This window comes from Negativicoccus succinicivorans, assembly GCF_018372215.1.
Lineage (GTDB): Bacteria > Bacillota > Negativicutes > Veillonellales > Negativicoccaceae > Negativicoccus.
This window is the reverse complement of sequence record NZ_JAHAJN010000010.1, coordinates 20,988-40,933: the sequence shown is the minus strand read 5'-3', so window position 1 is coordinate 40,933 and position 19,946 is coordinate 20,988. Positions and strand designations below refer to the sequence as shown.

Genomic DNA, 19,946 nt, shown 5'->3' with positions numbered 1-19,946 from the left:
GATGAAAATCGAACTGATCACGCCGATCGCGATTGAAGAAGGTTTGCGTTTCGCGATTCGTGAAGGCGGTCACACCGTCGGCGCGGGCGTTGTCAGCGCGATTGAAAAATAAGTTTACAAGAGCAGGCGAAGAGCGGTTGAGGTAACCGCTCTCTTGCCGGCCCAACTAAGAAGTAGGAGGTGGCCCGCCTGTGGCGGGGAAATTCCTATGGAGTTAGCCCATTCAGAGAAATGGACGCTGGGAGGAAACAGTTATGTCGAAAGAACAGAAAATTCGGATTCGCTTAAAAGCCTACGATCACAAAGCATTGGATCAGAGCGCTGCGAAAATTGTCGAAGCCGCTCACCGTACCGGTGCGATCGTTTCGGGGCCGATCCCGTTGCCGACGGAAAAAGCAATCTATACTATTTTACGTTCGCCGCACGTTAATAAAGACAGCCGCGAACAATTCGAGATGCGCACTCATAAGCGCCTGATCGATATTTTGGAACCGTCGAGCAAAACGGCGGACGCGTTGATGCGGTTGGAACTCCCGGCCGGCGTCAATATTGAAATCAAATTATAAAAGGAGGTGCGAACATGTCGAAAGCTATTTTGGGAAAAAAGTTAGGAATGACGCAAGTCTTCACTGAAGCAGGACAGCTCGTTCCGGTGACTGTTGTCGAAGCGACACCGAGCGTTGTTGTACGCGTAAAGACTGATGAAACCGATGGCTATCAGGCGATTCAGCTGGGTTACGGCGACATCAAAGAAAAACATTTGACCAAACCGATGCAGGGTCAGTTTGACAAAGCGGGCGTTACCCCGGTCAAATATCTCCGTGAACTGCGCTTACAAGAAGCAGGCGATTATACGGTCGGCCAAACTCTGGCAGCGGATATATTCGCAGCGGGAGATCTGGTGGACGTGATTGGTACCAGCAAAGGCAAAGGCTTCGCTGGTGGCATCAAACGCCATAACTTTTCGCGTGGACCGGAATCTCACGGCTCCAAATCGCACCGCGAACCGGGTTCCATGGGAGCCATGACATCCGGTGGCGGCGGTATTGTATTAAAAGGTAAAAAACTCCCGGGACAAATGGGCGGTATTCAAACGACTGTGCAGCGTCTGGAAGTGGTCCGTGTGGACACCGATCGCAACATCATCCTGATCAAAGGCGGTATCCCCGGAGCCAAGGGAAGTTTAGTTATGGTTCGCAGCACAGTGAAACCGAACAAATAAGTCGGAAGGGAGGATATATAAATGCCGAAAGTAACACTCTATGAAATGACCGGCGCGAAAGCCGGCGAAATAGAATTGCAGGACAGCGTATTTGCTGTGGATTACAACGAAGCGGTAATCCATGCGGCGATCGTACGCCAGCAGGCGAATGAACGCTTAGGTACGCACGCGACAAAAACGCGCGGCATGGTTCGCGGCGGCGGTAAAAAACCGTGGCGTCAAAAAGGAACCGGCCGGGCACGTGTAGGTAGCATCCGTTCCCCGTTGTGGGTTGGCGGCGGTACCATCTTCGGACCGCAGCCGCGTAGCTACGTGAAAGCGATGCCGCGGAAACAAAGACGCTTAGCGATCAAATCCGCGTTGAGCCACAAAGTCGCTAACGATGACGTATTTGTTATCAACGAGATCGAATTAGCGCAGCCGAAAACAAAAGAAGTATTGAACCTGCTCAATAACTTTGAAATCGGCAACGATAAAGCGCTCATCATTACGGAGGGGGACGCCATTTTAGAACGTTGCGCACGCAACATTCAAGGCGTCAAGGCGATGCCTGTCACCGCACTCAATATCTATGATATCGTGCATTACACTAAACTCTTCATCACCGAGGGCGCTGTCAAACAGCTCGAGGAGGTGCTGGCATAATGGATGCACGCGATATTTTAATTAAACCGATTGTTACGGAAAAATCTACGGCATTAATGGCGGAAGGTAAATACACCTTCAAAGTGCCTCTCAATGCCAACAAATACCAGATCCGTGATGCAGTCGAAGAAATTTTCAATGTGAAAGTCGCCGCGGTAAGCACCATGCGTATGGAAGGCAAGAAAAAACGCATGGGCCGTTTCGAAGGTAAGCGCAGCGATTGGAAAAAAGCAATCGTCACGCTTAAAGAAGGCGAAACGATCGAATTGTTCGAAGGCGTGTAAGCGTCTGATTTAAGGAGGCACTATAATGGCTTACAAATCATTCAAACCGTACACCCCCGGGCGTCGGTTTATGACCGTATCGGCCTTCGACGGAGTCACCAAAGCGGAACCGGAAAAATCGCTTCTGGCGCCGGTGACCAGAAAAGGCGGCCGAAACAATACGGGAAAGATGACCGTTCGCCATCAGGGCGGCGGCCATAAACGTCGGTATCGTTTGATTGACTTCAAACGCACGAAAGACAATGTACCGGCAAAAGTTGCGGCGATCGAATACGATCCGAACCGCACCTGCTTCATCGCTCTGTTGAACTATGCGGACGGTGAAAAACGTTACATCTTGGCGCCGCAGGGCTTGAAAGTCGGCGACATAGTGGAAAGCGGACCGGAATCCGATATCAAAGTAGGCAACGCATTGCCGTTGGTGAATATCCCGATCGGTACCCAGGTCCACAACGTGGAACTGAAAATCGGCAAAGGCGGCCAGATGGTTCGCAGCGCCGGCGCCTCGGCTCAGCTGATGGCGAAAGAAGGCAAATACGCATTGTTGCGTCTGCCGAGCGGCGAAGTTCGTCGTGTCTTGGTAAACTGCCGTGCGACTGTTGGTGTCGTAGGCAATGCCGAACACGAAAACATCACCATCGGTAAAGCCGGCCGTAATCGCTGGTTAGGCAAACGCCCGGCGAACCGCGGCGTTGTCATGAACCCGAACGACCATCCGCATGGCGGTGGTGAAGGTAAGTCCCCGGTCGGACGTAAACGTCCAGTTACTCCGTGGGGTAAACCGGCTTACGGCGTGAAGACGCGTAATAAGAAAAAAGCATCCAATCGGATGATCGTCAATCGACGCAAGTAATGGAAGGAAGGGGAAACAAGAGTGTCCAGATCAATAAAAAAAGGACCGTTTGTTGCGGATCACTTGGAAAAGAAGATCGCTGCACTGAACGCTTCGGATGAGAAAAAAGTAGTCAAAACTTGGTCCCGGGCTTCGACCATCTTGCCGGACTTTGTCGGTCACACGATCGCTGTCTATGACGGCCGTAAACACGTGCCGGTGTATATTACGGAAGATATGGTCGGCCATAAGCTCGGTGAATTTGCACCGACCCGCTTGTTCCGCGGTCACAACAAGAGCGACAAAGCGACGGAATTGGAATAAGGAGGAGAAAATGGAAGTAAGAGCGTTTACCAACAACATCCGCATTTCGCCTCGTAAAGTACGCATTGTCGTTGACCTGATTCGCGGTAAAAACTGCGGTGAAGCATTGGCAATTCTTGCGCACACGCCGAAACGCGCCTCGAAAGTGGTTGAAAAAACCCTGCGCAGCGCGATGGCAAATGCAGAAAACAATCATGACTTAAATGTAGATAAACTGTATGTATCGACAGCCTTTGTCGATGCCGGTCCGACTCTGAAACGGATTCACCCGCGCAGCCGGGGGCAGGCATTCAGCATTTTCAAACGCACGAGTCAATTGACCGTAAAAGTATCCGAAAGAGAATAAAGGAGGGAAATGGTGTGGGTCAGAAAGTAAATCCCCATGGAATGCGTGTTGGCATCATCAAAGATTGGGATACCAAATGGTATGCCGAAAAAGATTATGCAAAGCTTTTGATTGAAGATACGAAGATTCGTCGCTTCCTGAAGAAACATCTCTTCATCGCAGGCATCTCGCGCATCGAAATCGAACGCACATTAAAGCGCATTAAATTAACGATCTATACGGCAAAACCGGGCATGGTCATTGGCCGCGGCGGCGCCGGTATCGAAGACATCAAAAAAGCCATGACTCGTTTTACGACGCAGGAAGTGGATGTCAATATTAAAGAAGTTAAAAGTGCGGAATTGGACGCAACCTTGGTTGCGGAAAACATCGCTTCTCAGCTGGAACGTCGTATTGCGTTCCGCCGTGCGATGAAACAGGCAGTCGGCCGTACCATGCGGTTCGGTGCTAAAGGTATCAAGGTTCTTTTGAGCGGCCGTTTGGGCGGCGCGGAAATTGCCCGTTCGGAAGGCTACCATGAAGGATCGATTCCACTGCACACATTACGTGCCAACATCGATTACGGTGTGGCAACGGCACAGACCACCTACGGTGCGATCGGTGTCAAAGTATGGATTTATAAAGGCGAAATCATGCCGGGCGAAATGGTGAACAAAGACGAAAATGTACGCGAGAACCGTGGCGGTAAAGAACGTCGAGTGGGCGATCGTCGTAACAACCGTCGAGGCCATCGCGGCGGCCGCAACGAACGCGGCGAACGTCGTGACAACGACCGGCAACCGAACAACGCAGAAAGGAGCGAAGCCTAATGCTAATCCCGAAGCGTGTAAAATATCGTAAGCAATTTCGCGGTCGTATGAAAGGCAGAGCGAACCGCGGTAATACAGTATCCCACGGCGAATTTGGCTTAGTTGCCATGGAACCGGCTTGGATTACAAACCGACAAATCGAAGCGGCTCGTATCGCGATGACGCGCTACATTAAACGTGGCGGCCAAGTGTGGATCAAAATTTTCCCGGATAAGCCGGTTTCCAAGAAACCTGCCGAAACTCGTATGGGTAAAGGTAAAGGCGCTCCGGAATATTGGGTTTCTGTCGTCCGCCCGGGCCGTGTGATGTTTGAAATGGCAGGCGTTACCCCGGAAATCGCTAAAGAAGCGATGCGTTTGGCCTCGCACAAACTTCCGATCAAAACGAAGTTTGTCGTCAAGGGCGAAGAAGAAGTGGCAGGTGACAACTAATGAAGGTACAAGAAATTCGGAATTTGTCCGCCGAGGAAATGAACGAAAAAATCGCCGGTCTGAAGGAAGAATTATTCAACCTCCGTTTTCAGCATGCGACCGGCCAGTTGGAAAATCCGATGCGTTTGCGTGAAGTAAAGAAAACCATTGCCCGAATTAAAACCGTGCAGCGGGAAGCAGAATTGAAAGCGCAAGCGTAAATCGTAAAGGAGGAACCGTGGTGGAAGAAAGAAACGTACGCAAATCGCGTGTCGGCAAAGTCGTCAGTGACAAAATGGACAAAACCGTTGTTGTTGCTGTAGACCGTAAAGTGCCGCACAAAAAATACAATAAGCCGCTCACTTCGACGAAGCGGTATAAAGCGCACGACGAAAACAACGAATGTAAAATCGGTGATACCGTGCGCATCGTTGAAACGCGCCCGATTTCGAAAGATAAATGCTGGCGTGTAACGAAGATTATTGCCCGTGCCGAATAATTCGGTAGAAAGAGGAGGAACACGATGATACAGCAAGAAACTCGCTTAAACGTGGCTGATAACACGGGCGCCAAAGACATCTTGTGCATCAAGGTGCTGGGAGGATCATTCCGGCGCTACGCGAATATCGGTGATGTAATCGTTGCTTCGGTAAAAGATGCATCGCCCGGTGGCGTTGTCAAGAAAGGTGAAGTAGTTAAGGCCGTAGTCGTTCGTACGAAGAGAGGTTTACGTCGCAACGATGGCTCCTACATTCGCTTTGACGAAAATGCAGCCGTTATTATTAAAGATGATAAGAGCCCGCGCGGGACTCGTATTTTTGGACCGGTAGCTCGTGAGCTTCGTGATAAGAACTTCATGAAGATTATTTCGCTCGCACCGGAAGTACTATAAGGAGGTGCGGATATGAGCAAACGTAAACTGCAAGTCAAAACCGGTGATACCGTCATGATCATTGCCGGCAAAGACAAAGGCAAAACGGGTAAGATCATTGCCGCACAGCCGGCCAAAGATCGCGTCATTGTGGAAGGTCTGAATCAAGTCAGACGGCATACCAAGCCGAACCAGGCCAATTCGCAAGGAGGCATTATCACGAAAGAAGCACCGATTCATGTCTCCAATGTCATGGTCATCGATCCGAAGACCAAAGAACCGAGCCGCATTAAAAAGGTACAGCAAAAAGACGGCAGCTACGTTCGTGCGACCGTTAAAAGCGACTCGATTATCGACAACGTAAAATAATACGAAAGGAGGACGAATTCGGTGTCTCGTTTAAAAGATCTCTACAATTCCCAGATCAAAAATGATCTGCGTGAAAAATTTAACTATAAAAACGTAATGGAAATTCCGAAATTGGAAAAAATCGTCATCAACATTGGTGTCGGTGAAGCTGTTACGAACTCCAAAGCATTGGATGCCGCGGTGAACGACCTGACGGCGATTGCCGGTCAGAAACCGATCATCACGCGTGCGAAAAAATCCATTGCGAACTTCAAAATTCGTGAAAACATGCCGATCGGCTGCAAAGTTACGCTGCGCGGCGAAAAAATGTACGAATTCCTGGATAAACTGATCAATATTGCGATTCCACGCGTCCGCGACTTTCGTGGCGTGCGCGCGACCAGCTTTGACGGTCGCGGCAACTACAGCTTGGGCATTAAGGAACAATTGATTTTCCCGGAAATCGACTACGATAAAATTGACCAAGTACGCGGCATGGACATCATCATGGTGACCAGCGCGAAGACCGACGAAGAAGCGCGTGAACTGTTACGTGCCTTCGGTATGCCGTTTAAAAAATAAGACAAAGGAGGAAGTATAATGGCGAAAAAGTCCATGATTGAACGTGAAAAGAAACGCCGTAAAATGGTGGAAAAATACGCGGCAAAACGCGCCGAATTGAAAGCCAAAGGCGACTATGCAGCGTTGAGCAAACTCCCCAAGGATGCTTCCCCGACACGCTTGCACAATCGGTGCCTTCTGACCGGACGTCCGCATGGTTACATGCGTAAGTTCGGCGTGAGTCGAATCGTTTTCCGCGATTTGGCATATGAAGGTGAAATCCCTGGCGTGAAAAAAGCCAGCTGGTAACGATTGTCCGTGGGAGGAGGTAAACTAATATGGGAATGACCGATCCGATTGCGGATATGTTAACGCGCATTCGCAACGCCAACTCGGCGCTGCACGCGAAAGTGGATATGCCCGCTTCGAAAAAGAAAGCTGCTATACTGGACATTCTGGCCCAAGAAGGCTACATCCACGGATATGAAACTGTGGAAGAAGAAGGCCATCCGGTATTGCGCGTCACATTAAAATATGGCGCGAATAAAGAAAAAGTAATCACGGGTCTCAAACGTATTTCGAAACCCGGTTTGAAAGTGTATGCAAAGAAGGACGAATTACCCCGCGTTCTCGGTGGTTTGGGAATTGCAGTAATTTCGACGTCCAAAGGCGTAATGAGCGATCGTAAAGCCCGTCAGGCTGGTCTTGGCGGCGAAGTTATCGCTTACGTCTGGTAAGTGAGGAGGTAACGCATGTCACGTATTGGGAATCAACCGATTGCCATTCCGAACGGAGTGGACATCACCTTGGACGGACATACCCTCACTGTCAAAGGACCGAAGGGTACATTGTCCCACAAACTGCCGCAGTCAATGCAGGTGGAAGTCACCGCAGACGAAGTGAAAGTTGCGCGTCCGTCGGATGACAAAGAACATAAATCGTTGCACGGTCTGACGCGTTCGCTGATCAACAACATGGTGATCGGTGTTACGGAAGGCTACTCGAAGACGCTTGAAATCGTTGGCGTCGGCTATCGTGCCGCGATGAAAGGTAAAAACTTGAACTTGACACTCGGTTTCTCGCACCCTGTCATCATGGAACCGCCGGCGGGGATCGAATTTGAAACCCCGGAACCGACGAAAATCATCGTCAAAGGTGCGGATAAAGAAGTCGTCGGCCAAGTCGCTGCAGAAATTCGCGACTGGCGTAAACCGGAGCCGTATAAAGGCAAAGGTGTTCGCTACGAAGGTGAACACGTACGTCGTAAAGCCGGCAAGACCGGTGCGAAATAGTTCGGAAGGGAGTGGACAAGTTGCGTAACAATTTACGAAATAAAGCACGTCAACGCCGTCATGCTCGTTTGCGTCGGCATATTGCCGGCACGGCCGAACGTCCTCGCTTGAATGTCTATCGCAGCCTTGCTAACATTTACGCGCAGATTATTGATGACACCAAAGGTACTACTTTGGTAGCGGCCAGTTCTCTGGATGCGGAAGTGAAAGAAGCTCATGCCTATGGCGGTAACGTCGAAGCGGCGAAAGCGGTTGGTGAACTGATCGCCAAACGCGCGCAGGAAAAAGGCGTGAAAGAAGTAGTCTTTGACCGCGGCGGCCAGATTTATCACGGTCGTATTGCGGCGTTAGCAGAAGGTGCCCGTGAGGGCGGCTTGACATTCTAAGCAAAGGAGGAAACGGTAGATGGCAAGATTTGAAAAGAAAGAATCGGATCTGCAAGAGAAGGTCGTCTTTATCAATCGCGTAGCGAAAGTTGTTAAAGGCGGTACCCGTTTTTCCTTCAGCGCTCTCGTCGTTGTAGGCGACGGTAAAGGTAACGTTGGCGCGGGTATGGGGAAAGCGAAAGAAGTTCCCGAAGCGATCCGCAAAGGCGTAGCAGATGCGAAGAAAAATATGGTTGCAGTTCATTTGAAAAACGGTACGATCCCGTATGCCGTCACAGGCATTTGCGGTGCGGGCCGCGTTTTCTTGAAACCGGCTGCAGAAGGTACCGGCGTTATCGCCGGCGGTCCTGTGCGTGTGGTTTTGGAACTCGCCGGGGTACGGAACATTTTAACGAAATCGATCGGTTCGGCAAACCCGATGAACATGGTCAAAGCGACCGTCAACGGCTTGCTCGAGCTCAAACGCGCGGAAGATATTGCGGCGTTGCGCGGCAAATCCGTCGAAGAATTGTATAACTAAGGAGGCGGATGATGGCTAAGAAAGTTCAGATTCAATTGAAGAAAAGTCTGATCGGTTCGAACCAGACGCAGCGACAGACGGTCAAAGCACTGGGACTGAAGAAGACGAATTCCGTCGTCACCCAGGAATTGACACCGCAAATTGAAGGCATGATTCACCGAGTACGTCACTTGGTGGAAGTTACAGACGCAGAATAAGGAGGTGCAAACATGAAACTTCATGAAATGAGCCCCAACGAGGGTTCTCGCAAAGCACGTCGCCGTGTTGGTCGCGGTATCGGAAGCGGCATGGGCAAAACCTCCACGCGTGGTACGAAAGGTCTTTACTCGCGTTCGGGCGGCGGTGTTCGTCCGGGCTTTGAAGGCGGCCAGATGCCGTTGTATCGTCGGTTGCCGAAGCGCGGTTTTACGAATATTCACGCCAAAGACTATGCGGAAGTGAATGTGAGCCAACTCAATCGGTTTGAAGCGGGCGACGTTGTCGATCCGGTCAGCTTGATTGAAAAAGGCATCCTGAAAAATGTACGCGATGGAGTACGAATCCTCGGTAACGGCGAGCTGGAAAAAGCGGTTACTGTCAAAGCGCACGGTTTTACAAAGACGGCGCAGGAAAAAATCGAAGCAGCCGGCGGTAAAGTCGAGGTGCTCTGATGCTCGAAAAACTTTCGAACATATTTCAGATCTCCGAATTACGGAACCGACTGATTTATACGTTCGTTATGTTTATGGTGTTTCGCGCCGGGATTCATATTCCGGTACCGGGCGTTGACGCCTCGGTGATCGAACATCTCTTTTCGAGCGGCAGCCTGTTCGGTTTTTTGGATTTATTTGCCGGCGGTGCATTGAGCAAGTTTTCCATCTTTGCCATGAGTATTACTCCGTACATCAACGCATCCATTATCATGCAGTTGCTGACGGCGGTCGTACCTGTTTTTGAAGAGTGGAAAAAAGACGGCCAGGACGGCTTTAAAAAAATTCAGAAAGTAACCCGTTACGGCACGGTGGTTTTGGCCTTGATCCAAGCCTTCGGTATGGCCTACGGTTTACGCGCCAATCAAGCATTGGTCGATAATAGTTATTTAACGGTACTGATGATTACGTTGACACTGACCGCGGGAACCTGTTTCCTGATGTGGGTCGGGGAACAGATTACGGAAAAAGGTGTCGGCAACGGCATTTCATTAATCATCTTTGCCGGTATCGTGGCGCGGATGCCGGCCGGCATTCGAGTCATTATGGAGTACTTGCGGACCGGTACCATCAACTTTTTCCAAGCCGGTTTATTCGCTGTCATCGCGATCGCAATGATCGTGATTGTCGTTGCGGTAACGCAGGGTGCGCGTCGCATTCCCGTTCAGTATTCCAAACGGGTTGTCGGTCGTAAAATGTACGGCGGACACTCCTCGCACCTGCCTTTGAAAGTCAATCAGGCCGGTGTTATTCCCATCATCTTCGCATCGTCGATTTTGATGCTGCCGATTACTATGGCACAATTTATCGATGTCCCATGGATCAAAGAGATGGCGAATCTCTTTACCTGGGGAACGGTATTAAATACCGTATTGTATGCGATTTTGATTGTTTTCTTTACCTACTTCTATACGGCGATCTCTGTCAATATTACGGATATTGCCGATAATATGAAAAAGTACGGCGGTTTTGTTCCGGGCATTCGTCCGGGGAAACCGACCGCTGATTACTTGGATCGCGTATTGACGCGGATCACGCTCGCCGGCGCGTTTTTCCTGGCGTTCGTGGCGGTACTTCCCAACATTTTGGGAAACATCACCGGCATTCAAGGTGTATACTTTGGTGGGACGGCTCTTTTGATCGTAGTAGGTGTCGCCCTGGATACCATGAAACAAATTGAATCGATGATGATTACGCGTCACTATGAAGGTTTCATGAAGTAAGGAGATGGGAACGATGTACATTTTGTTAATGGGACCGCCCGGCGCCGGTAAAGGTACGCAAGCGGAACGACTCATCGAAAAGTATGGGATTCCTCAAATTTCGACGGGAGACATGTTCCGCGCGGCCGTAAAAAACGGTACGCCGCTCGGTTTGGAAGCAAAAAAACATATGGATAACGGTACGCTGGTACCCGATGAAGTGACGATCGGCATTGTTCGCGAGCGCTTGGCGCAACCGGATGCGCGTGGCGGCTTCATCTTGGACGGTTTCCCGCGTACGACGGCGCAGGCGGTAGCGCTGGATGCGATTTTGCGTGAACTCAATATCACGCTGGACGGCATTATTAACATTGCGGTTCCGAATGAAGAATTGGTCCGCCGTACCAGTGGCCGGTTGATCTGCCGCAAGTGCGGTGCGACGTATCATAAAGCGTTTAATCCGCCGAAAAAAGCCGGTGTCTGTGATAAAGACGCCGGTGAGCTGTACCAACGTGACGATGATCAGGAAGCTGTCGTCAAAGAACGTTTAGCCGTCTACGGACAGCAGACCAAGCCTTTGATCGATTACTACAAAAACAACGGACATTATGTAGAAATTGACGGGCTGCAAGATATGGAAGACGTCTTCAACGACATCGTTACCGCCTTGGAAAAGAAGGACTGACAATGATTATTCTGCGATCCGCCCGTGAGATCGAGCGCATTGCCGCTGCCGGCAAAATTGCCGCGCGGACATTGCAGCTGCTCGCCGATAAGGCGGTTCCCGGTATTTCCACTTGGGAACTGGATCAAATAGCGGAAGAATACATTGTTCAGCAAGGAGCCGTTCCTGAATGCAAAGGGTATTACGGATTTCCGGGATCAGTTTGTATTTCGGTGAATGAAGGCGTAGTGCATGGTATTCCTTCGAAGCGAGTGATCCTCAAAGAAGGAGATATCGTCAGTCTGGATTTGGTTGTCACCAAAGACGGATTTATGGGCGATACTGCTATGACAGTGCCGGTCGGCGAGATCAATCCGGAAAAGCGACAACTTTTGGATGTCACGCAAGGGGCGCTCGCAGCAGGCATCGCGGCCGCCGTGGTTGGTAACCATGTCGGTGATATCGGTCACGCGGTATCCGCGTTTGTCAAACCGTACCATTACGGCGTGGTTAAAGAATACGTCGGACATGGTATCGGCACCGAAATGCATGCGGAACCGGAAGTACCGAATTACGGCACTCCGCACACCGGCGATCGGCTGGAGGCGGGGATGATTCTTTGTATCGAGCCGATGATCAATCTCGGCACCGCGCAGGTGCGCACTTTAAAAGATGGCTGGACTGTCGTGACCAAGGATCGCAAACCGTCCGCTCACTTTGAGCATACGATCGCGATTACGAATGACGGCCCACGCATCTTGACGGAGCGCTCATGACGGAAACCAGACCGCTCTCTCCCGGCACTATCGTTGAGGCGACTGCCGGACGCGAACGGGGGCAATGGTTCCTGGTGTTGCGTTGTCAAGATGCCTCATATGTGGAGCTTGCCGACGGGCGCAAACGTCCGGTCGCGCACCCCAAAACAAAGAATCGTCGACATGTGCGTGTACGCGTCGCCGCCGATTCCGATGCGGCCTATCGCCGCACGCATCCTCATTCGCCGTGGCGGGATGAAGAAATCCGCGCTGCGATTACCCAAGCAAAAGCTGGACTGCAAAAAGGAGGCTTTGATGAGCAAGGAAGATGTCATTGAAGTAGAGGGTAAAGTCATTGAAGCGTTACCGGGCGCCATGTTTAAAGTAAAGCTTGAAAACAGTCACATTGTTTTGGCGCATGTATCCGGTAAAATGCGGATGAATTTTATCCGTATCCTTCCCGGCGACCGAGTCACTTTGGAATTGACTCCGTACGACTTAAACCGGGGCCGGATTACCTATCGCTTCAAGTAAGACCCTGTTAAAGGAGGTTCAACATGAAAGTCAGACCGTCCGTAAAAAAGGTTTGCGATAAATGCAAAATTATTAAACGCAAAGGCCGTGTCATGGTCATTTGCGATAACCCGAAACATAAACAACGTCAAGGATAAGAATAGGAGGTGGAGAGTAGATGGCACGTATAGCCGGTGTAGACTTACCCCGTGATAAGCGCGTTGAGATTGGCTTAACCTATATTTATGGTATCGGCCTCACTCTTTCCAAACAGGTATTGGAAAAAGCCGGTGTAAATCCGGATACGCGGGTACGCGACCTCACGGAAGATGAAGTTGCGAAACTGCGTGAAGCTTTGGACGAATATAAAGTAGAAGGCGATCTGCGTCGTGAAGAATCGCTTAATATTAAACGCTTAGTGGAAATCAATTCGTATCGTGGCCGCCGTCACCGTGCAGGTTTGCCGGTCAACGGACAACGCACGAAAACGAATGCCCGTACACGCAAAGGTCCGAAGAAGACCATTGCCGGTAAAAAGCAATAAGAAGTAAAGGAGGGGACTTAAGTTGGCTAAAGTAAGAACCAAACGTAAAGAAAAGAAACACGTAGAGTCGGGGGCTGCACACATCCGCTCGACCTTCAACAACACGATCGTAACGATTACCGATACGAACGGCAACACCCTTTCCTGGGCTTCTGCCGGCGGATTAGGTTTCCGCGGATCTCGTAAAAGCACTCCCTTTGCTGCGCAAATGGCCGCTGAACAGGCAGCCAAAGCAGCGATGGAGCAGGGCTTGCGGGAAGTAGAAGTATATGTAAAGGGTCCGGGATCCGGCCGTGAAGCCGCGATCCGTGCGCTGCAAGCAGCGGGCCTTGATGTCAACATGATTAAGGACGTAACACCGATTCCCCATAACGGTTGCCGCCCCCCGAAACGCAGACGTGTCTAAGCGTCGCTTTTGGGTGGTGTCAGTTGTATAGGAGGAGGTTTACCGCATGATAGAAGAGAAGAATTTTGACATCGAAACAGTCGAACTGTCGGCTGACGAACGGTACGGTAAATTTGTTTGTGAACCGCTGGATCGCGGCTACGGCATTACCTTGGGTAACAGCTTGCGGCGCGTTTTGCTGTCCTCATTGGATGGCGTCGCCATTACCTCCATTAAAATCGATGGCGTATTGCACGAATTCTCCACCATCCCCGGTGTCCGGGAAGACGTGACCGATATCATCCTGAACCTCAAAAAAGTGTGCTTCAAAGCACACAGCGAAGCGGAATTTCCGTTAGAAGTCCGGGTCGATATAGAAAAAGAAGGCCAATTCACGGCCGGCGATATTGCCGTTCCGTCGGAATTGGAAATCTTGAACAGCGATCTGCACATTGCCACACTGGACAACGATGCCCATGTGGTAATGACACTTACCATTGATCGCGGTCACGGCTATGTGCCGGCGACGAAGAACAAGAGCGAAGATGATGCGATCGGCGTCATCCCGATCGATTCGATTTTCTCGCCGATTTTGCGGGCGAACTACAAAGTAGAAGATACCCGCGTCGGCAACGAACTCGACTACGATAAAATGACATTGGAACTGACCACCGACGGCTCAATCGGAGCCAAGGACGCCGTAGCGAAAGCAGCGACCATCCTGGTCATGTACCTGCGTCATTTCCAAAACATCGCGACCGACCGCGACCTCATCGCTGTCAGCACGAACTTCGACAACGAAGAGGAAACGGCGACGGAACCGGAAATTGATTTCGAATCGATCCGTATTGAAGAATTGGAACTTTCCGTTCGGGCCTTCAACTGCCTGAAACGCGCCAATATCAATACGCTTGCGGACTTGCTCAAAAAGACCGAAGATGACTTAACGAAAGTACGCAACTTGGGCAAAAAATCGATTGAAGAAATCAAAGAACGCCTGACCGAATATGACGGTCACGGTTTGACCTTGAAACAAAAGGACGAATAGAGGAGGAAAAAAATGGCCTACAGCAAGTTGGGACGCAATACCGCAGCACGTAAAGCGTTGTTGCGCAACATGGTGACCTCCCTGCTCCAGCATGAACGCATTGAAACGACGGAAACGAAAGCAAAAGAACTGCGGCGCGTAGCGGATCAGATGATTACGCTCGGTAAACGTGGTGATTTACATGCCCGTCGTCAAGCTTTGGCTTTCATCATGGATGAAGGGATTGTATCCAAACTGTTCGGCGAAATTGCTGAAAAGTACGCTGACCGTGAAGGCGGTTACACACGCGTGCTGAAAATCGGCCCCCGCAAAGGGGACGCCGCTCCGATGGCAATCATCGAGTTGGTATAATGTAAAAAAGATCGTGCACTTGCACGATCTTTTTTATTACCGTCTTACGTTGTATTCGGCATACCGAAACTCGCGCAGTAAGCACTTTTCTTTGTCAGAATTCGGTATAGAGAAAATAAAAAGATGTTGGCGATGCGGCGGCGTTATGGTATACTATTTGAGTAATGCGCCTATAGCTCAGGGGATAGAGCACCGGTCTCCGGAACCGGGTGCGCAGGTTCGATTCCTGCTAGGCGCACCAGCATAATAAAGGCCTCTCGAAAATTCGAGAAGCCTTTTTTTCATGTTTGAGCCCAATTTTGAGCCCAATTGGATTTGAATTATTGGAAAAGGTACGTACATAGGAAGCCGTTTCTTCTTAAAAATCATTCTTCAAGTATCGTTTGGAGCGATAATCGAATCAAGCGCAGTTACGGCAACACCTTGATTGGCCAGCGTTAAATGTGAATAGGTGTCTAAGGTCATGTCAATGCTGGCATGACCTAACCTTTCTTGAACGATTTTGGGGTTTATTCCGGCTAATAATAGTAGTGTTGCATGAGTATGCCGTAAGTCATGAAAGCGAATATGACGCATGATTTTGGCATCTTTTAAAAGTTTTTGGAATTTCCTTGAACTGTAGTGCCTTTTGTTATAGCCGCGTCCAAATAGACCGCCTATGATCCAATCACAATTCTCATAAAGATTTCCTACATTTTCTCTGTATGAGAGTTGCATTTTTTTGTGCTGCTTTAATGCATGAACTAAGTTAGCTCCGATTTGTATTTTTCGTCCGTATCCTGTTTTAGGGCTTGTTATGGATTGACCCTTTACATCTGATTTAGATCTTTGCACAGATAGAAAGGATGTGTGAACATTAAAATCACCCCATTTCAATGCCATGATTTCACCAAGACGCATTCCTGTATAAACAGCAATCATAACGCCTATGTAGAGATCGGCGGCACCCATCCAATCTCCTATGTTAGCAGAAGCTTTAGCCTTCTCTACTTGGTCTTTCGCGACATCCAAAAGCCTTTGGACTTCCAACTCTGATAGGGGATGGATTTCTTTCTTTTCTACCTTTGGAGGCATAGTAAGCTTTGCAGGATTTGAGTTAGTAAGTCCTAATTTTATCGCCATGTCAATACAAGATGTCAAATAGCGTCTTTGATTACGCACTGTTACAGGTGCTAAACCTTGTTTTTTGCGACCACCGCTAAATAATTGTTGCTGGAAAAACTGTTGTAGTGCAGTGGGATTTAGTTTGTTAAGGCGGATTCCTTTAAACGCTTTGCTAACCGGATCTAAACAACATGCATATTTTTCCAGAGTGGAAGGCCTTACTGAGTTTTTCATGTAAACATCCAACCATATTCGGATCCAATCATCCAGCATGGGATTGATATCGGCACTTTTATTTGAGCTTTCGTAAAAACTTAGCCATTCACGACCTTTTTTTCGCGCATCGGCAGCTTTCGAAGCATAGAAAGCTTTTCTGCGAGTGTTTCCGTCTTTATCTTTGTAAGAAATTCGGTACTGGTAACGATCGCTAGCAGCTAAATAACGAATGGAGCCTTCGCCATTACCGCGTGCCATACTTTATTCTCCTTTCATTGTAATAGCATCAAATTTTATTCTCTTTGGTTATGTTGCTCCAGCGTTTCTACATAGGTCATCTGGTTGTCAGGATCAAACCAATATTTAGCATCTCCCTTATAAAGGCTATGGATCATACTGACCTGTGTATGTAGCCCCTGTAATTCGTTCTTCATTTTGTAGTTTAGGGAAAGTTGGAATAAAAGCAATATGGTGAGAATAGCGACGACAAGCTTTTTCCCAAAACTCCAAAACCTAAGCTTTTCACGACCATACGTAAGTAGCACTTCCAAGCGAGTTGCAGTTACATCTAAGCGTTCGCATAGGCCTTTGCTATAAGTTCTTCCTGCATCATCAAGGTGTGAAAAAAGTTCTTCCAACGTCTTTTTTGTGCGGGCATCCGCAGCGTCTGCAGAGTTAGCGATTCTTTCTTCCAGTGTTTTTAATGCCTCAATCACAGGTGCGATTTGTCTTTCGTTTTTTTCATCGGATTGACGTATGATTGCTTTCAATGAGCGCATTAATTTATTTTGCTCAACCATCGTGTCACAAATATCTGCGCCAAAATTGAGAGAGTCCGTTTTTAATTGTAGATTTTTGTTTCTTAAGGAATATAGGCGTTCAGCTATTTCTTCAGCTTCAGATAAGGTTTGTTCAGGCGGCATTACATTTTTTTTTGCTCTTGATGACGAACCGCCTAATCCAATTCCGCGACGATTTCGCTTGCGGATAATCTCTAATTTTTTTTCGTTGTTGTTTTTATTGTTGTTATTGTCCATTAAGTTCATATGTCATTACCTCCCAAGCTCTATAGAGCGATTTCTTTTCAAAATTTTTATAGTTTGCTTTTCTAAAGATTTAGAACGATCAAGTACTAAATCTTCATTGTTTGACTGCTCAACATGTTTATCTTTGTTTGCTTTAAATGCTTTTTCCATAGATTCTTTCGATTCTAATTGCTTTAATGTAAAGGTCTTCGCTAGATTTGCACTTCGCACTTTGCGCGATGGATTATCCATATCACAAAAAGTGACATGTTTACGATTATCATCCCATTTGCACAACACTCCTTTTTCGTTGCAGTTCAAAATAAAATCCATTTTACTGTCAGCTGCATTTAAAGATTCATATACACGTTTCGCTATGTCAGCTTTCCAAGATTTACCTTGCTCGATTAATTTGTACTCTACGATATTGTGTGTAATCACCTGACCTTCCTTTTGACTGCGTTTTCCTACTTCCAACGTATTATCAAGCTCTAAACTGTGGCATATATTTTGCACTTTGTTCATGATTTCATGCATCCCTTTACGCCCGGCTATTTGGAGCTTTTTGCCTGTTTCTAAATTAACTGAATTTACAATCATGTGTACGTGCAGATGATCCGTATCATTGTGCATTCCCAACCAAATTTGATGATTAGGGAAGGTTCCTTTTGCGACCTCAATGGCCTTATCAAATAACTCTTTTTTGGTAAAACGTTTTTCTTCTTCCGGAGAATATGCCAATACCATGTGATGCGCTTCACGGCCTCCGGATTTATGATGGATATCACGGATATAGGCAAAGTCTTCAATGGCATCTTGATAGTACGGGCTGCATTCTATACCTTCAGAAAATAAGACGCGCGGCCGGGTGCTATCTTTTTCATATTGAACATACTTTATAGATCCGCTTGCGCTACCGGATCCTTTGCCTGCGCTAATAGCTGCCATAAGCTTTTCAACTCCTGCTCATACTCGGCACTTAGAATAGGGTTTGAGTAATTGTGCTTAATCATCCAGTGGCGAATTGTATTGTAGTGTCTTTGCAGACCCAATAGCGGTCGCAATATGGCTTGCGTATCCATTTCATTGATAATTATTTTGCCGTTTAAAACGGCGTAGATAACGAATGTGGAAACGTTCATTCCGGCGATACAAGCCAACTCATTTATGATTAGCCATTCTTCCTCTGTAAGTCGTATATAGAGCCGGTGCGTTTTCTTTGGTTTGCTCATTTGGGTTTGCTTCAAGGGGTGCAGGGGACTCCCTGCCCGTCGGAGACGAACCAAGCTGCTTTACGTACAATACGTGTATTGTACGTACAAGTAGTATGGTTCGTACCGTAGAAGCTAGACCTCCTTTCCATTTGAAAGTTGGGCGAATAACTTTTCCAGCTCGGGAATAGTTGTTAGCCCATACTTGCTTTCTAAAAACTCGCCAATCTTGCTTCTACGGGCTTGGATTCTCTCTTGCTCTAAAGCAAGGAGTGAATCCAACTCTGCTTTTCTTTTTTCTATTCTTTCCTTCAATGCCGCATCACTTATTTTTTTCATGTTGACCTCCGAATTCATTTTTAATATTGTTTATGGCTTCTTTCAGTGCATTGGGAGAGGTAACCAAAAGATCATTTATATCTTTTATTTTTACCGTGGCGGAGGAGATGCAAAAGCTCCAAAAGTCTAAAGGCCGTTTCCATTTTTCAATGTCACAATAATTGTAAGCAGCCATTTTAGCGTTTGTACCTGCGCGATCTGTATCTAACGCTAAGATGATTTTGGAATTTATTTTATAAATCTTTTTCAGCCACTTATCTAATTTTTGAGCGCCTCCAATCGCCCAAACATTGGGATAACCAACTTGGATTAAGGATAGGGCATCAATTTCACCCTCGGTTACTATTATTGGCAAATGGGGATCCATATTATGGGTGTGCAAACATTGACTTAAACCGAGTGATCGTTTGTACTTTGGACTTTGCGAATCTATTGGGGTTAGATATCGTAGGATAAATCCGAAATTATCAATCGGTATGACCAAGGCGTTTTGCGTAGGGTGATAGGTAAGGTGATAGGCATTCACGGTATCTTTTTCGATCCCTCGTGCTTGCCAATGTTCGTAGCCTTGTGTTTGATTACATTGATGCAGGAAGGCTGTTCGTTGCGCATCATTTAAGCGACGAGGGATTTTGGCATTTGATAACTCTCGCTTTGAAGGGGGAGTAGCGTTATCCGGGAAAGTAGCATCCACCCAGTCATTTAAAAAGTTGTATTGATTGCGATGCCCGTAAATATGATCCAAGTAAAATACCGCATTATAAATATCGATTGTGCCTACGCAGCCTTGGGCGTGACATGTCAACCTAGGTCTGTCGTCATCGCCAACAAAGTAGTGCATGGAGAGATGATTATCTTCATGCTTTCTTGCAAAGCAGCGCATCATATTGTCCTTGGAAAGCGTTATGCCTTTGAATGCCAAATAATCCAATAGATAAAGTTTTAGCTCTTCTTTTCGGTCTTTCGTATATGCTCGTGTCATATGCTTCCTCCTGTATAGCATTTACAAATTACATTTATTATTTAATTTTCTCAGGTAGTCTCAGGTAC

38 protein-coding genes and 1 tRNA gene are annotated in these 19,946 nt (G+C 48.0%); 33 read left to right on the top strand and 6 right to left on the bottom strand.

Annotated features, from left to right (window positions below; all coding sequences use genetic code 11):
- The 33 genes from KIB08_RS06020 to KIB08_RS05860 form a co-directional block, all read left to right on the top strand.
- On the top strand, positions 1-112 hold a 112-nt coding region (locus tag KIB08_RS06020; protein ID WP_221417810.1), incomplete at its 5' end, for a hypothetical protein.
- Positions 113-254: 142 nt separating this feature from the next.
- A complete protein-coding gene (gene rpsJ, locus KIB08_RS06015) occupies positions 255-566 on the top strand; it encodes a 30S ribosomal protein S10 (RefSeq protein WP_024048882.1) in 312 nt (103 codons plus the stop codon).
- Positions 567-580: 14 nt separating this feature from the next.
- A complete protein-coding gene (gene rplC, locus KIB08_RS06010; protein ID WP_303990845.1) occupies positions 581-1,222 on the top strand; it encodes a 50S ribosomal protein L3 in 642 nt (213 codons plus the stop codon).
- Positions 1,223-1,243: 21 nt separating this feature from the next.
- Positions 1,244-1,867 (top strand): 50S ribosomal protein L4, encoded by a 624-nt coding sequence (gene rplD / locus KIB08_RS06005; protein ID WP_303990843.1) that lies wholly within the window; start codon positions 1,244-1,246, stop codon positions 1,865-1,867.
- Positions 1,867-2,151 carry a 50S ribosomal protein L23 gene (gene rplW / locus KIB08_RS06000; RefSeq protein WP_075938484.1) on the top strand — a complete coding sequence of 95 codons (285 nt, stop codon included), beginning with the start codon at positions 1,867-1,869 and terminating at the stop codon, positions 2,149-2,151. The genes rplD and rplW overlap by 1 nt, the downstream gene beginning before the upstream one ends.
- 25 nt (positions 2,152-2,176) lie before the next feature.
- Positions 2,177-3,004 carry a 50S ribosomal protein L2 gene (gene rplB / locus KIB08_RS05995; RefSeq protein WP_303990839.1) on the top strand — a complete coding sequence of 276 codons (828 nt, stop codon included), beginning with the start codon at positions 2,177-2,179 and terminating at the stop codon, positions 3,002-3,004.
- A 21-nt stretch (positions 3,005-3,025) separates the two neighbouring features.
- Positions 3,026-3,307 carry a 30S ribosomal protein S19 gene (gene rpsS, locus KIB08_RS05990; RefSeq protein WP_303990836.1) on the top strand — a complete coding sequence of 94 codons (282 nt, stop codon included), beginning with the start codon at positions 3,026-3,028 and terminating at the stop codon, positions 3,305-3,307.
- Between the two features lie 10 nt (positions 3,308-3,317).
- Positions 3,318-3,653, top strand: a complete 336-nt coding sequence (gene rplV / locus KIB08_RS05985; protein ID WP_024048888.1) for a 50S ribosomal protein L22 — start codon at positions 3,318-3,320, stop codon at positions 3,651-3,653.
- A 14-nt stretch (positions 3,654-3,667) separates the two neighbouring features.
- Positions 3,668-4,462, top strand: coding sequence for a 30S ribosomal protein S3 (rpsC, locus tag KIB08_RS05980; protein ID WP_303990831.1), 795 nt, complete (start codon positions 3,668-3,670; stop codon positions 4,460-4,462).
- Positions 4,462-4,893, top strand: a complete 432-nt coding sequence (rplP, locus tag KIB08_RS05975) for a 50S ribosomal protein L16 (RefSeq protein WP_303990828.1) — start codon at positions 4,462-4,464, stop codon at positions 4,891-4,893. Before rpsC ends, rplP begins: the two co-directional genes overlap by 1 nt.
- Complete coding sequence (gene rpmC, locus KIB08_RS05970; RefSeq protein WP_075938489.1) at positions 4,893-5,093, top strand: 50S ribosomal protein L29; 201 nt, start codon at positions 4,893-4,895, stop codon at positions 5,091-5,093. Before rplP ends, rpmC begins: the two co-directional genes overlap by 1 nt.
- A 17-nt stretch (positions 5,094-5,110) precedes the next feature.
- Positions 5,111-5,371 (top strand): 30S ribosomal protein S17, encoded by a 261-nt coding sequence (gene rpsQ, locus KIB08_RS05965; protein ID WP_075938490.1) that lies wholly within the window; start codon positions 5,111-5,113, stop codon positions 5,369-5,371.
- 24 nt (positions 5,372-5,395) lie between these two features.
- Positions 5,396-5,764 carry a 50S ribosomal protein L14 gene (rplN, locus tag KIB08_RS05960; protein WP_303990821.1) on the top strand — a complete coding sequence of 123 codons (369 nt, stop codon included), beginning with the start codon at positions 5,396-5,398 and terminating at the stop codon, positions 5,762-5,764.
- Between the two features lie 12 nt (positions 5,765-5,776).
- A complete protein-coding gene (gene rplX, locus KIB08_RS05955) occupies positions 5,777-6,112 on the top strand; it encodes a 50S ribosomal protein L24 (RefSeq protein ID WP_303990818.1) in 336 nt (111 codons plus the stop codon).
- A gap of 21 nt (positions 6,113-6,133) precedes the next feature.
- Positions 6,134-6,673, top strand: coding sequence for a 50S ribosomal protein L5 (rplE, locus tag KIB08_RS05950; RefSeq protein WP_075938492.1), 540 nt, complete (start codon positions 6,134-6,136; stop codon positions 6,671-6,673).
- Positions 6,674-6,691: 18 nt separating this feature from the next.
- Positions 6,692-6,961 (top strand): 30S ribosomal protein S14, encoded by a 270-nt coding sequence (gene rpsN / locus KIB08_RS05945; RefSeq protein WP_024048896.1) that lies wholly within the window; start codon positions 6,692-6,694, stop codon positions 6,959-6,961.
- A gap of 29 nt (positions 6,962-6,990) precedes the next feature.
- On the top strand, positions 6,991-7,389 hold the full coding sequence (gene rpsH / locus KIB08_RS05940; RefSeq protein WP_024048897.1) for a 30S ribosomal protein S8: 399 nt from the start codon (positions 6,991-6,993) through the stop codon (positions 7,387-7,389).
- A gap of 15 nt (positions 7,390-7,404) precedes the next feature.
- The gene (rplF, locus tag KIB08_RS05935; protein ID WP_303990812.1) at positions 7,405-7,944 is read left to right on the top strand and encodes a 50S ribosomal protein L6; all 540 of its coding nucleotides are present in this window, start codon (positions 7,405-7,407) and stop codon (positions 7,942-7,944) included.
- 11 nt (positions 7,945-7,955) lie between these two features.
- On the top strand, positions 7,956-8,330 hold the full coding sequence (gene rplR / locus KIB08_RS05930) for a 50S ribosomal protein L18 (protein WP_200841487.1): 375 nt from the start codon (positions 7,956-7,958) through the stop codon (positions 8,328-8,330).
- 19 nt (positions 8,331-8,349) lie between these two features.
- On the top strand, positions 8,350-8,850 hold the full coding sequence (rpsE, locus tag KIB08_RS05925) for a 30S ribosomal protein S5 (protein WP_303990809.1): 501 nt from the start codon (positions 8,350-8,352) through the stop codon (positions 8,848-8,850).
- Between the two features lie 11 nt (positions 8,851-8,861).
- Entirely contained in the window at positions 8,862-9,047 is a 186-nt protein-coding gene (gene rpmD / locus KIB08_RS05920; protein WP_024048901.1) for a 50S ribosomal protein L30, read from the top strand.
- 12 nt (positions 9,048-9,059) lie between these two features.
- Positions 9,060-9,500 (top strand): 50S ribosomal protein L15, encoded by a 441-nt coding sequence (rplO, locus tag KIB08_RS05915; RefSeq protein WP_303990804.1) that lies wholly within the window; start codon positions 9,060-9,062, stop codon positions 9,498-9,500.
- On the top strand, positions 9,500-10,762 hold the full coding sequence (gene secY / locus KIB08_RS05910; protein ID WP_303990802.1) for a preprotein translocase subunit SecY: 1,263 nt from the start codon (positions 9,500-9,502) through the stop codon (positions 10,760-10,762). Before rplO ends, secY begins: the two co-directional genes overlap by 1 nt.
- A 13-nt stretch (positions 10,763-10,775) precedes the next feature.
- The gene (locus KIB08_RS05905; protein ID WP_303990800.1) at positions 10,776-11,426 is read left to right on the top strand and encodes an adenylate kinase; all 651 of its coding nucleotides are present in this window, start codon (positions 10,776-10,778) and stop codon (positions 11,424-11,426) included.
- Positions 11,427-11,428: 2 nt separating this feature from the next.
- The gene (gene map, locus KIB08_RS05900) at positions 11,429-12,181 is read left to right on the top strand and encodes a type I methionyl aminopeptidase (RefSeq protein WP_303990797.1); all 753 of its coding nucleotides are present in this window, start codon (positions 11,429-11,431) and stop codon (positions 12,179-12,181) included.
- Complete coding sequence (locus KIB08_RS05895; protein ID WP_303990795.1) at positions 12,178-12,498, top strand: hypothetical protein; 321 nt, start codon at positions 12,178-12,180, stop codon at positions 12,496-12,498. Before map ends, KIB08_RS05895 begins: the two co-directional genes overlap by 4 nt.
- Entirely contained in the window at positions 12,476-12,694 is a 219-nt protein-coding gene (infA, locus tag KIB08_RS05890; RefSeq protein WP_303990793.1) for a translation initiation factor IF-1, read from the top strand. The genes KIB08_RS05895 and infA overlap by 23 nt, the downstream gene beginning before the upstream one ends.
- A gap of 23 nt (positions 12,695-12,717) precedes the next feature.
- Positions 12,718-12,831, top strand: coding sequence for a 50S ribosomal protein L36 (gene rpmJ, locus KIB08_RS05885; RefSeq protein WP_075938501.1), 114 nt, complete (start codon positions 12,718-12,720; stop codon positions 12,829-12,831).
- 20 nt (positions 12,832-12,851) lie between these two features.
- Positions 12,852-13,217, top strand: coding sequence for a 30S ribosomal protein S13 (gene rpsM, locus KIB08_RS05880; RefSeq protein ID WP_303990789.1), 366 nt, complete (start codon positions 12,852-12,854; stop codon positions 13,215-13,217).
- A 22-nt stretch (positions 13,218-13,239) separates the two neighbouring features.
- The gene (gene rpsK / locus KIB08_RS05875) at positions 13,240-13,623 is read left to right on the top strand and encodes a 30S ribosomal protein S11 (RefSeq protein WP_303990786.1); all 384 of its coding nucleotides are present in this window, start codon (positions 13,240-13,242) and stop codon (positions 13,621-13,623) included.
- Positions 13,624-13,669: 46 nt separating this feature from the next.
- The gene (locus tag KIB08_RS05870; RefSeq protein WP_303990783.1) at positions 13,670-14,650 is read left to right on the top strand and encodes a DNA-directed RNA polymerase subunit alpha; all 981 of its coding nucleotides are present in this window, start codon (positions 13,670-13,672) and stop codon (positions 14,648-14,650) included.
- Positions 14,651-14,662: 12 nt separating this feature from the next.
- Complete coding sequence (gene rplQ, locus KIB08_RS05865) at positions 14,663-15,001, top strand: 50S ribosomal protein L17 (RefSeq protein ID WP_024048912.1); 339 nt, start codon at positions 14,663-14,665, stop codon at positions 14,999-15,001.
- Between the two features lie 166 nt (positions 15,002-15,167).
- Positions 15,168-15,242: transfer RNA gene (locus KIB08_RS05860), tRNA-Arg, on the top strand.
- A 131-nt stretch (positions 15,243-15,373) separates the two neighbouring features.
- Here the strand turns inward: KIB08_RS05860 and KIB08_RS05855 are convergent.
- The 6 genes from KIB08_RS05855 to KIB08_RS05830 all read right to left on the bottom strand — a co-directional run bounded on the left by KIB08_RS05855 (position 15,374) and on the right by KIB08_RS05830 (position 19,878).
- Complete coding sequence (locus tag KIB08_RS05855) at positions 15,374-16,579, bottom strand: site-specific integrase (RefSeq protein ID WP_303990777.1); 1,206 nt, start codon at positions 16,577-16,579, stop codon at positions 15,374-15,376.
- Positions 16,580-16,614: 35 nt separating this feature from the next.
- Entirely contained in the window at positions 16,615-17,367 is a 753-nt protein-coding gene (locus KIB08_RS05850; RefSeq protein WP_303990775.1) for a hypothetical protein, read from the bottom strand.
- 6 nt (positions 17,368-17,373) lie between these two features.
- The gene (locus KIB08_RS05845; RefSeq protein WP_303990773.1) at positions 17,374-18,294 is read right to left on the bottom strand and encodes a relaxase/mobilization nuclease domain-containing protein; all 921 of its coding nucleotides are present in this window, start codon (positions 18,292-18,294) and stop codon (positions 17,374-17,376) included.
- On the bottom strand, positions 18,243-18,593 hold the full coding sequence (locus tag KIB08_RS05840; RefSeq protein WP_303990770.1) for a plasmid mobilization protein: 351 nt from the start codon (positions 18,591-18,593) through the stop codon (positions 18,243-18,245). The genes KIB08_RS05845 and KIB08_RS05840 overlap by 52 nt, the downstream gene beginning before the upstream one ends.
- Before the next feature lie 99 nt (positions 18,594-18,692).
- Positions 18,693-18,896, bottom strand: coding sequence for a hypothetical protein (locus tag KIB08_RS05835; RefSeq protein ID WP_303990767.1), 204 nt, complete (start codon positions 18,894-18,896; stop codon positions 18,693-18,695).
- Positions 18,880-19,878 carry a toprim domain-containing protein gene (locus tag KIB08_RS05830; protein ID WP_303990765.1) on the bottom strand — a complete coding sequence of 333 codons (999 nt, stop codon included), beginning with the start codon at positions 19,876-19,878 and terminating at the stop codon, positions 18,880-18,882. The genes KIB08_RS05835 and KIB08_RS05830 overlap by 17 nt, the downstream gene beginning before the upstream one ends.
- Between the last annotated feature and the right edge of the window lie 68 nt (positions 19,879-19,946).

Bases quoted from the DNA above. Each gene is read 5' to 3' on its own strand.
- KIB08_RS05850 (WP_303990775.1), bottom strand. From the start codon at position 17,367: ATGAACTTAATGGACAATAACAACAATAAAAACAACAACGAAAAAAAA.
- rplF (WP_303990812.1), top strand. From the start codon at position 7,405: ATGTCACGTATTGGGAATCAACCGATTGCCATTCCGAACGGAGTGGAC.
- rplN (WP_303990821.1), top strand. From the start codon at position 5,396: ATGATACAGCAAGAAACTCGCTTAAACGTGGCTGATAACACGGGCGCC.
- rpsN (WP_024048896.1), top strand. From the start codon at position 6,692: ATGGCGAAAAAGTCCATGATTGAACGTGAAAAGAAACGCCGTAAAATG.
- infA (WP_303990793.1), top strand. From the start codon at position 12,476: ATGAGCAAGGAAGATGTCATTGAAGTAGAGGGTAAAGTCATTGAAGCG.
- KIB08_RS05855 (WP_303990777.1), bottom strand. From the start codon at position 16,579: ATGGCACGCGGTAATGGCGAAGGCTCCATTCGTTATTTAGCTGCTAGC.
- rplW (WP_075938484.1), top strand. From the start codon at position 1,867: ATGGATGCACGCGATATTTTAATTAAACCGATTGTTACGGAAAAATCT.
- KIB08_RS05830 (WP_303990765.1), bottom strand. From the start codon at position 19,878: ATGACACGAGCATATACGAAAGACCGAAAAGAAGAGCTAAAACTTTAT.
- rpmC (WP_075938489.1), top strand. From the start codon at position 4,893: ATGAAGGTACAAGAAATTCGGAATTTGTCCGCCGAGGAAATGAACGAA.
- rpsJ (WP_024048882.1), top strand. From the start codon at position 255: ATGTCGAAAGAACAGAAAATTCGGATTCGCTTAAAAGCCTACGATCAC.
- secY (WP_303990802.1), top strand. From the start codon at position 9,500: ATGCTCGAAAAACTTTCGAACATATTTCAGATCTCCGAATTACGGAAC.
- map (WP_303990797.1), top strand. From the start codon at position 11,429: ATGATTATTCTGCGATCCGCCCGTGAGATCGAGCGCATTGCCGCTGCC.
- rplO (WP_303990804.1), top strand. From the start codon at position 9,060: ATGAAACTTCATGAAATGAGCCCCAACGAGGGTTCTCGCAAAGCACGT.
- rpsE (WP_303990809.1), top strand. From the start codon at position 8,350: ATGGCAAGATTTGAAAAGAAAGAATCGGATCTGCAAGAGAAGGTCGTC.
- KIB08_RS05835 (WP_303990767.1), bottom strand. From the start codon at position 18,896: ATGAAAAAAATAAGTGATGCGGCATTGAAGGAAAGAATAGAAAAAAGA.
- rplP (WP_303990828.1), top strand. From the start codon at position 4,462: ATGCTAATCCCGAAGCGTGTAAAATATCGTAAGCAATTTCGCGGTCGT.
- rpmD (WP_024048901.1), top strand. From the start codon at position 8,862: ATGGCTAAGAAAGTTCAGATTCAATTGAAGAAAAGTCTGATCGGTTCG.
- rplQ (WP_024048912.1), top strand. From the start codon at position 14,663: ATGGCCTACAGCAAGTTGGGACGCAATACCGCAGCACGTAAAGCGTTG.
- KIB08_RS05870 (WP_303990783.1), top strand. From the start codon at position 13,670: ATGATAGAAGAGAAGAATTTTGACATCGAAACAGTCGAACTGTCGGCT.
- rpmJ (WP_075938501.1), top strand. From the start codon at position 12,718: ATGAAAGTCAGACCGTCCGTAAAAAAGGTTTGCGATAAATGCAAAATT.
- rpsH (WP_024048897.1), top strand. From the start codon at position 6,991: ATGGGAATGACCGATCCGATTGCGGATATGTTAACGCGCATTCGCAAC.
- rplD (WP_303990843.1), top strand. From the start codon at position 1,244: ATGCCGAAAGTAACACTCTATGAAATGACCGGCGCGAAAGCCGGCGAA.
- KIB08_RS05845 (WP_303990773.1), bottom strand. From the start codon at position 18,294: ATGGCAGCTATTAGCGCAGGCAAAGGATCCGGTAGCGCAAGCGGATCT.
- KIB08_RS05905 (WP_303990800.1), top strand. From the start codon at position 10,776: ATGTACATTTTGTTAATGGGACCGCCCGGCGCCGGTAAAGGTACGCAA.
- rplX (WP_303990818.1), top strand. From the start codon at position 5,777: ATGAGCAAACGTAAACTGCAAGTCAAAACCGGTGATACCGTCATGATC.
- KIB08_RS05895 (WP_303990795.1), top strand. From the start codon at position 12,178: ATGACGGAAACCAGACCGCTCTCTCCCGGCACTATCGTTGAGGCGACT.
- rplC (WP_303990845.1), top strand. From the start codon at position 581: ATGTCGAAAGCTATTTTGGGAAAAAAGTTAGGAATGACGCAAGTCTTC.
- rpsM (WP_303990789.1), top strand. From the start codon at position 12,852: ATGGCACGTATAGCCGGTGTAGACTTACCCCGTGATAAGCGCGTTGAG.
- rplB (WP_303990839.1), top strand. From the start codon at position 2,177: ATGGCTTACAAATCATTCAAACCGTACACCCCCGGGCGTCGGTTTATG.
- rplV (WP_024048888.1), top strand. From the start codon at position 3,318: ATGGAAGTAAGAGCGTTTACCAACAACATCCGCATTTCGCCTCGTAAA.